The organism is Streptomyces sp. JJ36 (assembly GCF_021696945.1).
In the GTDB taxonomy this organism is placed as follows: Bacteria; Actinomycetota; Actinomycetes; order Streptomycetales; family Streptomycetaceae; genus Streptomyces.
In genome coordinates this window covers 61,585-75,458 of the sequence record NZ_JACYHE010000006.1, presented here as the reverse complement: position 1 = coordinate 75,458, position 13,874 = coordinate 61,585, and the positions used below count along the sequence as shown (strand labels likewise).

Annotated in this window: 10 protein-coding genes; 4 read left to right on the top strand and 6 right to left on the bottom strand. The window is 75.4% G+C overall.

The window, feature by feature from the left end:
- Positions 1-320 precede the first annotated feature (320 nt).
- The 4 genes from HOY81_RS04130 to HOY81_RS04115 form a co-directional block, all read right to left on the bottom strand.
- The gene (locus tag HOY81_RS04130) at positions 321-671 is read right to left on the bottom strand and encodes a hypothetical protein (protein ID WP_237318217.1); all 351 of its coding nucleotides are present in this window, start codon (positions 669-671) and stop codon (positions 321-323) included.
- On the bottom strand, positions 658-2,376 hold the full coding sequence (locus HOY81_RS04125) for a hypothetical protein (RefSeq protein WP_237318215.1): 1,719 nt from the start codon (positions 2,374-2,376) through the stop codon (positions 658-660). The genes HOY81_RS04130 and HOY81_RS04125 overlap by 14 nt, the downstream gene beginning before the upstream one ends.
- A gap of 332 nt (positions 2,377-2,708) precedes the next feature.
- A complete protein-coding gene (locus tag HOY81_RS04120) occupies positions 2,709-2,954 on the bottom strand; it encodes a hypothetical protein (RefSeq protein ID WP_237318213.1) in 246 nt (81 codons plus the stop codon).
- Positions 2,955-3,311: 357 nt separating this feature from the next.
- Positions 3,312-6,707 carry a S41 family peptidase gene (locus HOY81_RS04115; RefSeq protein WP_237318211.1) on the bottom strand — a complete coding sequence of 1,132 codons (3,396 nt, stop codon included), beginning with the start codon at positions 6,705-6,707 and terminating at the stop codon, positions 3,312-3,314.
- 146 nt (positions 6,708-6,853) lie between these two features.
- On the opposite strand from HOY81_RS04115, the gene HOY81_RS04110 reads away from it, so the two are divergent.
- Positions 6,854-9,097: an MMPL family transporter gene (locus HOY81_RS04110; protein WP_237318209.1), complete on the top strand. Its 2,244-nt coding sequence runs from the start codon at positions 6,854-6,856 to the stop codon at positions 9,095-9,097.
- 219 nt (positions 9,098-9,316) lie between these two features.
- Here HOY81_RS04110 and HOY81_RS04105 read toward each other — a convergent pair whose 3' ends face one another.
- Together HOY81_RS04105 and HOY81_RS04100 are read right to left on the bottom strand one after the other, a co-directional pair.
- Complete coding sequence (locus HOY81_RS04105; RefSeq protein ID WP_237318207.1) at positions 9,317-10,099, bottom strand: SpoIIE family protein phosphatase; 783 nt, start codon at positions 10,097-10,099, stop codon at positions 9,317-9,319.
- Positions 10,096-10,515: an SsgA family sporulation/cell division regulator gene (locus HOY81_RS04100; RefSeq protein WP_237318205.1), complete on the bottom strand. Its 420-nt coding sequence runs from the start codon at positions 10,513-10,515 to the stop codon at positions 10,096-10,098. The genes HOY81_RS04105 and HOY81_RS04100 overlap by 4 nt, the downstream gene beginning before the upstream one ends.
- A gap of 285 nt (positions 10,516-10,800) precedes the next feature.
- Between HOY81_RS04100 and HOY81_RS04095 the strand changes: the two genes are divergently transcribed.
- Genes HOY81_RS04095 through HOY81_RS04085 form a run of 3 tightly spaced genes read left to right on the top strand, consistent with a single transcriptional unit; the run spans position 10,801 to position 13,824 of the window.
- A complete protein-coding gene (locus tag HOY81_RS04095) occupies positions 10,801-12,246 on the top strand; it encodes an energy-coupling factor ABC transporter permease (RefSeq protein ID WP_237318203.1) in 1,446 nt (481 codons plus the stop codon).
- 1 nt (position 12,247) lies between these two features.
- Complete coding sequence (gene cbiQ, locus HOY81_RS04090) at positions 12,248-13,012, top strand: cobalt ECF transporter T component CbiQ (protein WP_237318200.1); 765 nt, start codon at positions 12,248-12,250, stop codon at positions 13,010-13,012.
- 50 nt (positions 13,013-13,062) lie between these two features.
- Positions 13,063-13,824, top strand: coding sequence for an energy-coupling factor ABC transporter ATP-binding protein (locus HOY81_RS04085; RefSeq protein ID WP_237318321.1), 762 nt, complete (start codon positions 13,063-13,065; stop codon positions 13,822-13,824).
- Positions 13,825-13,874: the final 50 nt, after the last annotated feature.

Genomic DNA, 13,874 nt, shown 5'->3' with positions numbered 1-13,874 from the left:
AGACGAGCCGTCGGCCGGGGCGGCCGCTCGTGGCCGGATCCGTCGGCGTGCCCCTGCCGCCGTCGGGAGCGGTGTACCCCGGCGCCGTGCCGGGCCGCCTCTCCGCACCCGCCCCGGCGCCGGCCTCCGTACCCGCCGTGGCCGTACCGGTGCCGGACGCCGTCGCCGCGGAGGGCGCACCCGGCCACGGTGTCGGCGTGTACCCCGGACGGCCCGGCGGTGGTGGCGTGACCGGTGCCGCCGGGGCCGCGTCCGCAGGGTCCTCCCAGCGCTGGGTCTCTTCGTTCCAGTACCGCCGCCCCCCGCTCATCGTGTGCCCCTCACAGTCCCAGCAGGCCGGCCACGGTGCCGGCCGAGGCGACCAGACTGACCAGGGCCTCGGAGTCGGTGAGCAGCTGCCGCAACCGTTGCAGCCGGGTCGGCCCGGCCTCACCGGTCCGGGTGATCTCCTCCTCGGTCTCGGCGAGCTCCGCGTCCAGCTCCGCGGTCTGGTCGGTGCCCCGCATCCGCGTCAGGTCGCTGCGCAGTTGTCGTACGGCGGCGAGTAGCTCCTCGGACGCGGTGTCCCGCGGGGGCACGCCGTGGTGGCTCTCGGCGCGTGCGTGGCTGCCGATGGCGAAGGTGCTGTGGGAGACGTCGCCGAGGGTCACGTCCGGCTCATGCGTCGACATCGGTGTCGGTTCCTTTCTGCGGCTCGGTGGCACCGGAGACGGTGGAGGCGGATGCGTGGCTGCCGACGGCGAAGGTGCTGCCCTCCACCCGGTCGATGTGCACGGCTCCCTGGCTGACATTGACGACCTTCTGCACGAACTCGCCGGTCTGGTAACCGGATTCGGCGAGTGCAGCCCGCACTCCGTTCGCGATCCGGTCCTGTATGGTCTTCAGGTAACGGGAGGCGTCCATCTCCTGGAACTGCGAACCCGCCACGGCGGATCCCAGCTCACGCAGGGACAGCTCAGGCCCGTCCGGCAGCGCGCCCGCGTGTCCGCCGGTCGCCGCACGCCAGCAGTACATTGCTGCCCGGCCGAGCACGGCAAGCGCGGATCCGGCCGAGCGCGGTATCCGCGCGACGGCCCAGGCCGTCTTGCCGAGTGCGTTGTTGTGCCGGAACCAGTGGGCCTTGCGGTCAGCGTCCTTGAAGTCCTCACGCACGGGCAGAAGCACATGCGGAGCAACCTCCAGCATGAGCATCCGGCCTTGGGTGTGGATGCGCACGAACACCGTGACGACCAGCTCCTCCTCCCAGCCGCCGACCCGCACCCGCAGGAAGTGCCGACGCTTCTCCGCGCCCTCCTCCACCGCGCGCGCCCGGTGCTCCTCGAACGCCTGCGAGTGGTACGGGGCGTCCTCGCGCCGCCGCAGCCCCTCGGCCGGCAGGAAGACGCACTCGTCGATCTCCAGCCAGCGCAGCCGGTCCCGCACGGCTCCGCCCGCGAGTTCGGCGGGCAGCCGCAGCCGTTCCAGCAGCGGGCGGATCTTCTCCAGGACGGCCCGGTTGCTGAGCGGCTGCTGCTTCTTGTCGCTGTCGGGCCGCAGTTCGACGGTGAGCACCCAGGTTTCGTACGCCGCGCCGGCGCCGCAGAACGGCCGCGCCTCGTGGTACATGATCAGCGGTGCGTGCTGCTCGGTGCGGATGCGGTCCTTCAGCCGCTGGAACCGCGCTCCGCCTGCCGCCTCCGCCGGGTCGCCCGCAGCGTGCGGGAAGCGCTGCGGGGAGAGTTCGGCATCCAGGGAGCGGGCGAACTGGCCGCGTCGGCCGGCCACGCACAGCGCGATCAGCCCGAACATGACGAAGGCGGCCCAGGCCTGCCAGGGCTCGATCTCCGCGGCAAGCGCCCGGACGGGGCCGAGCAGCAGCCCGGTGACTGCGGAGTCGCCGGAGGAGGCGTCACGACCCTCGCCGAACGCGGCGGCGACGGTGCCGGCGAGCAGCACCGCGAAGTAGACCCGGCCCCACCAGCGCAGCAGGAATGCGGGAACGCGTCGCCATACCGGCGGCCGTGCGGCGCTGCCGCGGACCCAGGACGCGACGGAGAGCTGGACGGCGGCCCCGAAGAAGAGGGCCAGCAGACCGCCGGTCAGGCCCGAGCCCACGAGCCACATGCCGAGGAGCGCGGCGGCCCAGGCGATCTCCTGCCGGCGGGCCCGCAAGGCGTGCGCGAGAACGCGGGCGGCGTCGTAGCCGAGCGAGGGCGCGACGATCCGCTGTTCGTTGAGGTGCAGTTCCTCGATGACGCGGTCGCGGTAGCCGGCGTCCAGATAGGTACCGGCGCACAGCAGGCGGGTGGCCTCGCTGGCGTGCGCCGGGGACACCGGCGCCCCCGCCGCCACCTGCCCGGACGACTGCGGCTGCTGCGGTACGTAGGCGGTGCTCACACCATTCCCCCGAGACGCGCGATCCGCGCCGGATCGCGAGTTGACAGGGCCTCAGCATAGCCCGCCGGCAGGCGTCCCGGCATCCGTCCTGCACACGCAGCGAAACCGCCCGGTGACCATGGGAGACCCCCGGGCGCGTACCGGTCTGCAAGCGACCAGGCCGCGGGGCCGGTCGCCGACTGCTGCCGCTCGTCCCCCGCCCCGGCCGTCGCGCGGGCGCGCCCCTGCCCCCCCCGGCCCGCCGCCTGGACGAGGCCGCTGCCGAGGGCCGCGCGTGCGCGGCGGCGGGGCGCCTCGGGCCTCGGTGCGGCATGGGGTGCGTTGTCGCGGGCTCAGCCGCGGAACTCGTCGCCCTCGGCCCACTCGTCCATCTCGTCCGGGGTCATCTCGTCCCGGCCGGACCGGCGGCGGCTCTCCGGCGTCTCACCGGGCTCCGGGCCGCGCCCGGCGCGGCGCCCGGCCCTCCGCTCCTCGTCGCTCATGCCCTCCCGGGACCCCTGCTCCCGGCGGCCGTAGCGTTGCCGCGCCTCCTCCTCGAGGCTCGACAGGTCGTCCTGGTGCTCGTCACCCGTGCTCATGGTCGCTCCAAGGTGTGCGGGGGAGGGAGAACAGGACAAGCGTGGCATGACGGGTATACACCCGCACGTCGGACGTGGGTGGCGGCCCCTCCGGCGCTGCGGGGGCGCGCGGCGCGCCCTGCGACGGCCGAGAGGCTTCCGGGCCGGACGGGGCCCGGTTCCCGGGTGCTGCGGGCGGGCCGGCGAGAGCGGGCACGGCCGGAGGCCCCGGCCGAGGCCCGCGGGGTCCGCGGGGTCCGGGGCCCTCCGGCCCCGGGTCCGGGGCCCTCCGGCCCCGGGTCCGGGGCCTCACTCGGCACGACGCGGCCGGCGTCCCGCCGCCCCGGGGCACCCGGCGTCATGTCCCGGCGCCCCGCGTCACCCGGCGCCGCCGCGGGGCGGCAGCGGCGGGCGCCGCCGGTCCGGCACGGCGCGGTGGTCCGGGGGCGTCGCCGCCGGATGCCGGTCCAGCAGCTCCAGCGCGGTCCGTACGGCCGCCCGCAGCACGGTGTGCCGGCCCTCGGCCCAGTCCCGGGGGGAGCGGTGCGCCTCGATGTCCGGCTCCACGCCGTGGTTCTCCACCGACCAGCCGTACGCGTCGAACCAGGCCGCGTTCATCGGCACCGTGATGACCGTCCCGTCCACCAGCCGGTGCCGTCCCGTCATGCCGACCACCCCGCCCCAGGTGCGGCCGCCGACCACCGGGCCGAGCCCGAGCAGCCGGAAGGCTGCGGTGATCATGTCGCCGTCCGAGGAGGTCGCCGCGTCGGTCACGGCGACGACCGGTCCCCGCGGTGCGTTGCTCGGATAGCTGACGGGCTGCGCGTCCCGGGTGAGGTCCCAGCCCAGGAGCGCCCGGGTCAGCTTCTCCATCACCAGCTCGCTGATGTGGCCGCCCGCGTTGCCCCGCACGTCCACCAGCAGCGCGGGCAGCGCGACCTCCCGGCGCAGGTCGCGGTTGAACTGCGCCCAGCCGGAGCCGCCCATGTCGGGGATGTGGAGATAGCCGCAGCGGCCGCCGCTCAGCTCCCGCACGACCTCCCGGCGGCGCGTCACCCAGTCCTGGTAGCGCAGCGGGCGTTCGTCGACGAGCGGCACCACGGCGACCCGGCGCGGCGGGCGCTCGGGGTCCGGGCGGGAGAAGGTCAGCTCGACGGTGGTGCCGCCGGCCGCCGTCAGCAGCGGCCACGGGCCGGTCACCGGGTCCACCGGGCGCCCGTCGACATGGGTGAGCGTGGCACCCTCCCGGATGCCCGAGCCGGCCAGCGGGGACCGCGCCTTGGAGTCCGAGGAGTCGCCCGGCAGGATGCGGGCGACCTGCCACTCGCCCGCCTCGGTGCGGGTGAAGTTGGCGCCCAGCAGGCCGATGGGGCGCTGGTAGTGCGACGGGCCCTCGTTGCGCCGGGCCGGGGCCACGTAGGCGTGCGAGGTGCCCAGCTCGCCCAGCACCTCGCGCAGCAGGTCCGCGAACTCGTCCGGCGCGGCGACCCGTTCGACCAGCGGCCGGTACTGGTCCAGCACCGCCTCCCAGTCGATCCCGCACATGCCCGGGTCCCAGAAGTGGTCGCGGATCAGCCGCCCGGCCTCCTCGAACGCCTGCCGCCACTCGGCGGCCGGGTCCGCGTGGTGCATGATGCGCCGCAGGTCGACGAAGGCCGTCGACTCGGCGTCCCCGAGCTCGTACGCCGGGATCACCCGCAGATCGCCCTCGTCGGCGACGACCAGCCGGGAGCCGTCGCCGCTCACCGAGAACCAGTCGACCAGGCCGGTGAGCTCCGTCCGCTTCCCCCGCACCAGGTCGAAGTGTTCCAGGGTGGGGCGGCCCGAGGTGTCGGCGGGGTTGACGAAGGTCTCGCCGAGCACGCCGGAGACGGGGTAGCGGAGCCACACCAGCCCGCCGCCGTACACCGGCCGCAGCGCCGCGTACTTGGACGCGGTCACCGGGAACGGCGTGACCCGGCTCTGCAGCCCCTCGGCCTCCACCAGGACGGTGCCGGACTCCGCGCCGTGGTCCTGCGGGTCCAGCCCGCCGGCCGCGGGCCGCCCCTCCGGGGTGAGTGCGAACGGCGAGAGCGTCGCCGAGGACAGCGGCACCAGGTGCGGGCGGCAGCCCAGCGGGAAGGAGAGGTCGCCGGTGTGCACGTCGTAGACCGGGTCGAAGCCGCGCCAGGAGAGGAAGGCGAGATAGCGGCCGTCCCGGGTGAACGCCGGCTGCTCGTCCTCGAAGCGCCCGTCGGTGACGTCCAGCACCTCCCCGGGGGCGTCCGGCCGCGCCAGCTTGATCCGGGTCAGCGAGCGCCCGATGCCGGGGTGGGCCCAGGCGAGCCAGCGGGAGTCGGGGGAGAACGCCAGGTCCCGCACCGGGCCGTTGGCCGACCGGATCAGCTCGGTGACCCGGTGCCGCGGCCCGCGCGGCCGCTCCGGCGCCGCCTGCGGCTCCGGTGCCGCCCCGCCCTCGGCCGCCGCCGCGTGCGGGGCGGCCGGCCCGCCGGGCTCCTCCGGCGGTACGTCCGCCTCCGGCCGTACGTCGACGAGGAGCAGCCGCCCGTCGCGTGCGGCCACGGCCACCGTCTCGCCGTCCGGGGCGGCCACCAGCTCCCGCACCCGGCCGAGCAGGCCGGAGGCGAGCCGCCGCGGGGACTCCGGGCGGCTGGCCCGCGGCAGGTCCGCGATCTCCAGGGCGTCCTCGCCGTCGGCGTCCGTGACGTAGGCGATCCGGCCGGTGTCGCCGAGCATCTCCGGCAGCCGTACCCGTGCGCCCGGCACGTCCCGGAGGGAGCGGGCGGGGCCGTCGCGGTGGGTGAGCCAGTAGAGGCTGCCGCGGACGCAGACCGCGCTGGCCCGCCCGGTGTGGTCGGCGGCCAGCGAGTCGATGTTCGCGTACGCCGGGACCTGGTAGCGGCGGCGGCCGGCCCGGGGGCCGCCCAGGTGCACGGTGAGGCGGCGCGGGGTGCCCGTGGGGGAGAGGTCGTCGGCGAGCCACAGCTCGCCCGCGCACTGGTAGACGACCCGGGTGCCGTCGGTGGCCGCGTGCCGGGCGTAGAAGTCCGCGTGGTCGGTGTGCCGGCGCAGGTCGCCGCCGTCGGGCCGGCAGGAGTAGAGGTTCCCCACGCCCTCGTGGTCGGAGAGGAAGGCGATCCGGTCGCCGACGAACATCGGGCAGTCCAGATGCCCGTCCACCTCCGGCAGCAGCGGCTCGTCGTCCAGCCACAGCCGGCCGGTCGCACCGCCGCGGTAGCGCTTCCAGGCGGCCGGCTCGTGCGGCGGTGTCCCGGTGAGCAGCAGCGTGTGGTGGCCGGGGCCGTCGCCGTCCGGCGCGCCGAACGCGATGTGGGCGACCGGTCCCCAGGGGAGCCGGGTGCCCGGGCCGCCGTCCGTGCCGAGCCGGTAGGCCCAGGTGAAGTGCGAGAAGGGCTGGCCGTGCGAGGCGACGGCGAGCAGGTCGCTGCGGCCCGCGGAGTCCGGCGGCGTCCAGCCGCAGACCCGGGTGTCCGTCGCGCCCCAGTAAGTGAGCCGCCGGGCCGGGCCGCCGGAGACGGGGACCAGGTGGATCTCCGGGTCCAGGCTGCGCCAGCAGGTGTAGGCGAGCTGCCGTCCGTCGGGCGAGAAGCGCGGGTGTCCCAGCCGGGCGCGGTCGACGGTGAGCCGCCAGGCGCGGCCGGGCTGCTCGCCCGCCGGGACCAGCGGGGCCACCCAGAGGTCGTCCTCGGCGACGAAGCACAGCAGGCCGCCGTGAAGGTGGGGGAACCGGAGATAGACGCCGTCCTCACTCATCTCTCCCATTCTTCCGGGTGGCCACGGAGCGGCAAGTTGTGATCCGGGTCTCATTTCCGGGTCCGGCTCACCCCTGGTTGTAAGAGCGGGCGTCTTTTGACACAGACTGTCATGGCACCCCGATCCCAGACCGGAGAACCTCCCTCGTGGCCACATTCCTGTACAAGCTCGGCAGACTCGCCTTCCGGCGCCGCCGTATCGTCGCCCTGGTGTGGGTGGCGCTGCTGGTGGCCGTGGGGGCGGGCGCCTCCACCGCCTCCGCACCACCCGACGACGACTTCGCGCTGCCCGGCACGGAGGCCCAGGAGGCCTTCGACATGCTGGAGGAGCGCTTCCCCGAGGCCAACGCCGACAGCGCGACGGCCCGTATGGTCTTCCAGGCGCCGAACGGCGAGAAGATCACCGCCACCGACAACCGCGCCGCCGTCGAGGAGGTCCTGGAGGAGGTCCAGGGCGAGCAGACGGCCGCCGTCTCCGACCCCTTCGCCCCGCAGAGCGGCGCCGTCGGCAAGAAGGGGCAGACCGCCTACGCCACGGTGACCTACAAGGTCCCGGCCATGGAGATCACCGACGAGACCCGGGAGCGGATCCGGGACGCGGCGGAGACCGGCCGCGAGGCCGGGATCACCGTGGAGACCGGCGGTGACGCCCTCTTCGTCGAGCCCGACATGGGTCACGGCGAGATCATCGGCATCGGCGTGGCCGCGGTGGTGCTGATCCTCACCTTCGGTTCGCTGGTCGCCGCCGGGCTGCCGCTGATCACGGCGCTGATAGGGGTCTCCATCGGCATCTCCGGCATCGCCGCGCTCGGCGCGACGCTGGGACTCTCCGCGACCACCAGCACCCTCGCCATGATGATCGGCCTCGCCGTCGGCATCGACTACGCGCTCTTCATCGCCTCCCGCTACCGGGCCGAGCTGATGGAGGGCCGGGAGCGCGAGGAGGCCGCGGGCCGGGCGGTGGGCACCGCCGGCTCCGCCGTGGTCTTCGCCGGCCTCACCGTGGTGATCGCCCTGGCCGGGCTCTCCATCGTGAACATCCCGATCCTCACCAAGATGGGTCTGGCCGCCGCGGCCACCGTGGTGATCGCCGTGCTCGTCGCGATCACGCTGGTGCCGGCCGCGCTCGGCATGGTCGGCAAGCGGATCTTCGGGCGCAAGGTGCGCAAGGCCAACCCGGAGACCGGCGCCCCCAGCGCCGCCGCGGCTGCGGAGAAGCCCAACGGCGGCACCCGCTGGGCCGGTTTCGTGCTGCGCCGCCCGGTGGCGGTGCTGGTCACCGCCATCCTCGGGCTCGGGGCCGTCGCGGTGCCGGTCTCCAGCATGACCCTGGGCCTGCCGGACGAGGGTAACCAGCCCACCGACACCACCCAGCGCAAGGCGTACGACATCCTCTCCGAGGCCTTCGGCCCCGGCTTCAACGGCCCGCTGATGACCGTCGTCGACGCCGCGGACGCCGACGACCCGAAGGCCGCCGCGTCCGCGGTCCGCAAGGAGCTGCAGGGGCTGGACGGCGTGGTCGCGGTCTCCCCGCCCACCTTCAACAAGAGCGGGGACACGGCCACCATCACGGCCATCCCGAAGACCGGTCCCAGCGACGCGGAGACCGAGGACATCGTCCAGAACATCCGCGACCAGGCCGACGACATCGAGGCGAAGACGGGCGCCGCGCTGCTGGTCACCGGCGCGACGGCGGTCAACATCGACTTCTCGCAGGTGATGAACGACGCGCTGGTGCCCTATCTGTCGCTGGTCGTCGGGCTCGCCTTCGTGCTGCTGATGCTCGTCTTCCGCTCGGTCCTGGTGCCGCTCAAGGCCGCGCTCGGCTTCCTGCTCTCGGTGCTTGCCGCGCTGGGTGCGGTGGTCGCGGTCTTCCAGTGGGGCTGGGCCGCCGGGCTGCTCGGCGTCGAGCAGACCGGGCCGATCATGAGCATGATGCCGATCTTCATGGTCGGCGTGATCTTCGGCCTGGCGATGGACTACGAGGTCTTCCTGGTGACCCGGATGCGCGAGGCCTACGTGCACGGGGAGAGCCCCGGCCAGGCCATCGTCTCCGGCTTCAAGCTGGGCGCCCGGGTGGTCACCGCCGCGGCCGTCATCATGATCAGCGTCTTCGCCGGGTTCATCGGGGCGTCCGACTCCATGATCAAGATGATGGGCTTCGGGCTCGCCGTGGCGATCCTCTTCGACGCCTTCATCGTCCGCATGGCGATCGTGCCGGCGGTGCTGGCGCTCCTCGGGGAGAAGGCGTGGTGGCTGCCGCGCTGGCTGGACCGGGTACTGCCGAACGTGGACGTCGAGGGCGAGAAGCTGCGGGAGCAGCTCGCCGGCGGATCCGGCGAGGAGGTCGCGCCGCCCCGGCAGCGGGAGCACGAGACCTCCGGGGTCTGAGCCCGCGGCCGCCCGCCCCGCCCCCCGGGGCGGGCCGGGCGGCCGGTGCCCTGCGCTCCTCTGTGCCACGAACGCCACGAACGCCCCGGCCGTCACGGCGGCCGGGGCGTCGGCGTGTCCGGGCCCCGCCGGCACGGCCCCTCCATGCCCGGAGCCGGCCCCGGGGCCCCGGGGCCGAGCGCGTCACCCGTCCGGGCCCGCCCCGCCGGCGTCCGCCGGTCAGGCGCAGGGTCCGCAGGCCACCGGGGCGGAGACCGGCGCGGGGGCCGTGACGCCGGCCGTGGTGCGGTGCGGGCGCACCGCCAGCACCGCCATGTCGTCCGGCGTCCGCGCCCGGCCCGCCGCGAGCCGCCCGGCGGTGTGGTCCCGTACCTCCCGGCGGAGCAGCCGGACCAGATCCTCCGGCGCCGCTCCGCCGTGCCGCGCCAGCCGCGGCAGCGGGTCGTAGAAGGCGCCGTCCGCGTCCCGGGCCTCCGTCGTGCCGTCGGTGAGCAGCAGCAGCGTGCCGTCCGCGGGGAAGGGCACGGTCAGCGGCTCCGGCGGGCGGCCCGCCGGGCCCAGAGCGCCCAGCCCCAGCGGCAGCCCGGGCCGCACCGGCTCCAGCGCCTGCACCGAGCCGGGACGCAGCAGAAAGGGCGCCGGGTGGGCGTGGTTGAGCAGTCGCAGCGTCCTCCCGTCCGCCGTGAACTCGGCGACCACCGCCGAGGCGAAGTCCTCCTCGGCGACGCCGTCCTGCCGCGCGGCGGCGTACCGGGCCATGGTGTCCTCCAGCGCGTTCACGACCCCGGGCAGCGTGGCGGCGCTCCGGGCCGCCGTGCGGAAGCCCGCCAGCAGCGCGTCCGCCCCGCCGGCCGCCGTCGCGCCCTTGCCGCGTACGTCGCCGATCAGCACCCGCAGCCCGTACGGCGAGTCGCACACCGCGTGCAGGTCGCCGCCGACCCGGGACTCGGGGACCGCGGGGGCGAAACGGGGGGACGGGAGGGGGAGTTCCTCGTGTCTCACCCGCTGACCCCCCGCAGCAGCTCGTCCAGGCAGCGCTCCAGCGGGGCGCCGGTCCGCTCGGCTCCCCGCGGTACGCAGGCGTAGGCGGCGCGCAGGAAGCGGCGTACGTCACCGGTGTCCAGCTCGACCAGGGCCACGCCCTCCGGTGTGTGCAGCTCCAGCATCACCTGGCGGCGGCCGCAGGGCCAGAGCCGTACGTCGCCGGTGCCGGCGGCGCCGCTGAGGCCGGCGTGCAGCAGCTCGCGCGCGAAGACCCAGGGCGCCTCGGCGCCGTCCAGCGACGCCTCCGCGGGGAAGAGGACCCGGACCGCGAGCGGGTCCTGCGGCCGGTAGCGCAGGGTGGCCGTCAGGCGGCGCGCAGCTCCCGTCCGGGTGAGGAGCCGGATCTGCACGGTGTGGTCGATGACTGCGGTCAACGTCTGCTCCTGACGATGCGCTCGGCGAGCCGGTGGGGGGCGGCAGCGGGCAGGGAGGATGTCCCGCCCCTGTGTTCCACGCTCCCTGGTCAGTCAGACGCACCGTCCGGGGCGCGAGTCACGGCATATGCCACGTGACCTCCGCCACAACCGGCCCCGGGGGGCGTGCGTCCCCGTGCCGCACCTCCGGTGCCCGTGACTCTCTCTTGCAAGCTCCTTGCAGGTAGGCACTATCATCGAACGGTTGCCCAGGTCAGCAGTCGATCCGAGGAAGCGGGGACCGCCATGCACGTCCCGGACGGATTCATCAACGCCCCGGTGTCCGTGGCGGCCGGTGCCGTCGCCGCGGGCGCCGTCGCCGTCTCGCTGCGCGGCGCCCGGAGTGAGCTCGCGGGCGACGGCCCGGCCGGCGCCCCGGGCGGGGAGCGGACGGCGCCGCTCGCCGGACTGGTCGCGGCCTTCGTCTTCGCCGTGCAGATGCTGAACTTCCCGGTCGCCGCCGGGACCAGCGGACACCTCCTCGGCGGTGCGCTCGCCGCGATCCTCGTCGGCCCGTACACCGGCGTGCTCTGCATATCCGTGGTGCTGCTGATGCAGGCGGTGCTCTTCGCGGACGGCGGCCTCACCGCCCTCGGGGTGAACATCACCACCATGGGCGTGGTCGGTGTGCCCGTCGCGTACGGCCTCTTCCGCCTCCTGGTGCGGGCGCTGCCCCGCACCCGGCGCTCCGTCACGGGCGCCGCGTTCGTCTCCGCGCTGGTGTCCGTCCCCGTCGCGGCGGCCGCCTTCACCTTCCTCTACGCCCTGGGCGGCACCGCCGACGTCGCGCTCGGCACGGTGCTGGGCGCCATGGCCGGGGTCCACTTCCTCATCGGCATCGGCGAGGGCGTGATCACCGCCCTCACCGTCGGCGCCGTGCTCTCCGTCCGGCCCGACCTGGTGTACGGCGCCCGCGGGCTGACCGCGCCGCTCGCCCTCCGCGTCACCGCCCCCGCGATCCCCGCCGCCCCGGCGGCCCCCGGTGCCTCCGCCGCGGCCCGCGACACCGCCGGGACCCCCGCCCCGGCCGCCGGGGAGGCCCCCGCCGCCGCGGCCCGTACGGGTGGGCCGGACGCCGCGGACCGTCCGGACGCGACGGACACGCCGGAGAGGGCGGGCGTGCAGGACACCGCGGGCACCCCGCGCGCGAAGGAGCCGAGCGGGACCGTCCCGCAGCCGGCCACCGCCGCCCCGCGCGCCACGCGGCGGGTCTGGCTCGCCGGGCTGGCCGTCACCCTGGTCTGCGCCGGCGGAGTCAGCTACTACGCCTCCGCCGATCCCGACGGCCTGGAGAAGGTCGCCGCCGACCACGGCATCGACGAACAGGCCGAGGAGCACGACCTGGCCGGCTCCCCGCTGGCCGACTACGGCGTCGAGGACATCGCGAACGCCCGGCTCTCCGGCGGCCTCGCGGGCGTCCTCGGCGTCGGCGCGACGCTCGCTGCCGGCAGCGGCATGTTCCTCGCCGTGCGCCGCCGCCGCGCGGCCACCGCGGGCACTCCGGCCCTGGGCACTTCCCCCGCGGGTGCTTCCGCCCCCGCAGACGGTGCCGCACGGACCGCTCCGGACGAGGGGCGGAGCGGACGGCCTGCCGGGCCGCCGGCGCAGGCCGGCGAGCCCGGCGGGCACGCCCGCACGGGGACCAGCCGCGAAGCCACCCGCCCGGACACCACCCGCACGGACGGACCCTGAGGTGGGCGCGGGCCACGCCCACCTGCTGCACCGGCACGGCAGCTCGCCGGTGCACCTGCTGCCGCCGCACTGCAAGCTGGTCGCGGTGCTCGGCTTCGTCCTCGTGGTCGTCTCCACCCCGCGTGAGGCGATGTGGGCCTTCGGGGTGTACGCCCTGCTGCTCACGGGCGTCGCCGCGGTGGCCCGGGTCCCGCCGGGCCACCTGCTGACCCGCATGCTGATCGAGGTGCCGTTCGTCGCCTTCGCCGTCCTGCTGCCCTTCGTCGCCGAGGGCCCCCGCACCGAGTGGCTCGGGCTCTCCCTCTCCGAGTCCGGCCTCTGGGGTGCCTGGAACGTCCTGGCCAAGGGCACCCTCGGTGTCGCCGCCTCCGTGCTGCTGGCCACCACCACCGAGATCCGCGACCTGCTGCTGGGGTTGCAGCGCCTCCGGCTCCCGGCACAGCTCGTCCAGATCGCCTCCTTCATGATCCGCTACGGCGACGTCATCGCCGACGAGATGCGCCGGATGCGCCTCGCCCGCCTCTCCCGGGGCTTCGAGGCCCGCGGTCCCCGCCACTGGGGCGTCCTCGCCAAGTCCGCCGGAGCGCTCTTCATCCGCGCCTACGAGCGGGGCGAACGGGTGCATCTGGCGATGCTGAGCCGCGGCTACACGGGCACCATGCCGGTGCTCGACGCGCAGCCCGCCGGCCGCGCCCAGTGGATCCGTACGGCGCTGCTCCCGGCCACGGCCCTGGTCGTCTGCCTGGCAGGATGGGCCCTGCGATGACAGCCGACCAGCACTCCGCCGACCAGCACGCCCACGGCCACCCGGCCGCCATGCCCGCCACCGGGCCCGGCGGCGCCCCGCCCTCCCTCGACGTGCGCGGGCTCGCCTACGCCTACCCGGACGGCCACCAGGCGCTCTTCGGCGTCGACCTGACCGTGCGCCGCGGCGAGCGCGTCGCCCTGCTCGGTCCCAACGGCGCGGGCAAGACCACGCTCGTCCTGCACCTCAACGGCATCCTCACGGCCGGCGCCGGCAGCGTCACGGTGGCCGGCCTGCCGGTGGCCCGGGAGCACCTCGCGGAGATCCGGCGCCGCGTCGGCATCGTCTTCCAGGACCCGGACGACCAGCTCTTCCTGCCCACCGTCCGGGAGGACGTCGCCTTCGGGCCCGCCACGGCCGGCCTGCGCGGCGCCGAGCTGGAGCAGCGGGTGCAGGAGGCGCTGCGCCGGGTCGGCATGGCGAAGTACGCCGACCGGCCGCCGCACCACCTCTCCTTCGGCCAGCGGCGCCGGGTCGCGGTCGCCACCGTGCTGGCGATGCGCCCGGAGATCCTGGTGCTGGACGAGCCGTCCTCCAACCTGGACCCGGCCTCCCGCCGGGAACTCGCCGACATCCTCCGGGACCTGGACGTCACGGTGCTGATGGTCACCCACGACCTGCCGTACGCGCTCCAGCTCTGCCCGCGCTCGGTCGTGCTCAGCGAGGGGGTGATCGCCGCCGACGGCGCCACCCGCGACCTGCTCTGCGACGAGCCGCTGATGCGGGAGCACCGGCTGGAGCTCCCCTTCGGCTTCGACCCGCGGGCGGCGTGACCCACGAGGGACACCCGCGGGTCGCACCCGCGGGCCCTCGCCTGTCCGTG

What these genes read in the sequence shown, in the direction of transcription:
- HOY81_RS04130 (WP_237318217.1), bottom strand. Translation starts at nt 671, where the DNA reads ATGTCGACGCATGAGCCGGACGTGACCCTCGGCGACGTCTCCCACAGC.
- HOY81_RS04120 (WP_237318213.1), bottom strand. Translation starts at nt 2,954, where the DNA reads ATGAGCACGGGTGACGAGCACCAGGACGACCTGTCGAGCCTCGAGGAG.
- HOY81_RS04115 (WP_237318211.1), bottom strand. Translation starts at nt 6,707, where the DNA reads ATGAGTGAGGACGGCGTCTATCTCCGGTTCCCCCACCTTCACGGCGGC.
- HOY81_RS04095 (WP_237318203.1), top strand. Translation starts at nt 10,801, where the DNA reads ATGCACGTCCCGGACGGATTCATCAACGCCCCGGTGTCCGTGGCGGCC.
- HOY81_RS04085 (WP_237318321.1), top strand. Translation starts at nt 13,063, where the DNA reads ATGCCCGCCACCGGGCCCGGCGGCGCCCCGCCCTCCCTCGACGTGCGC.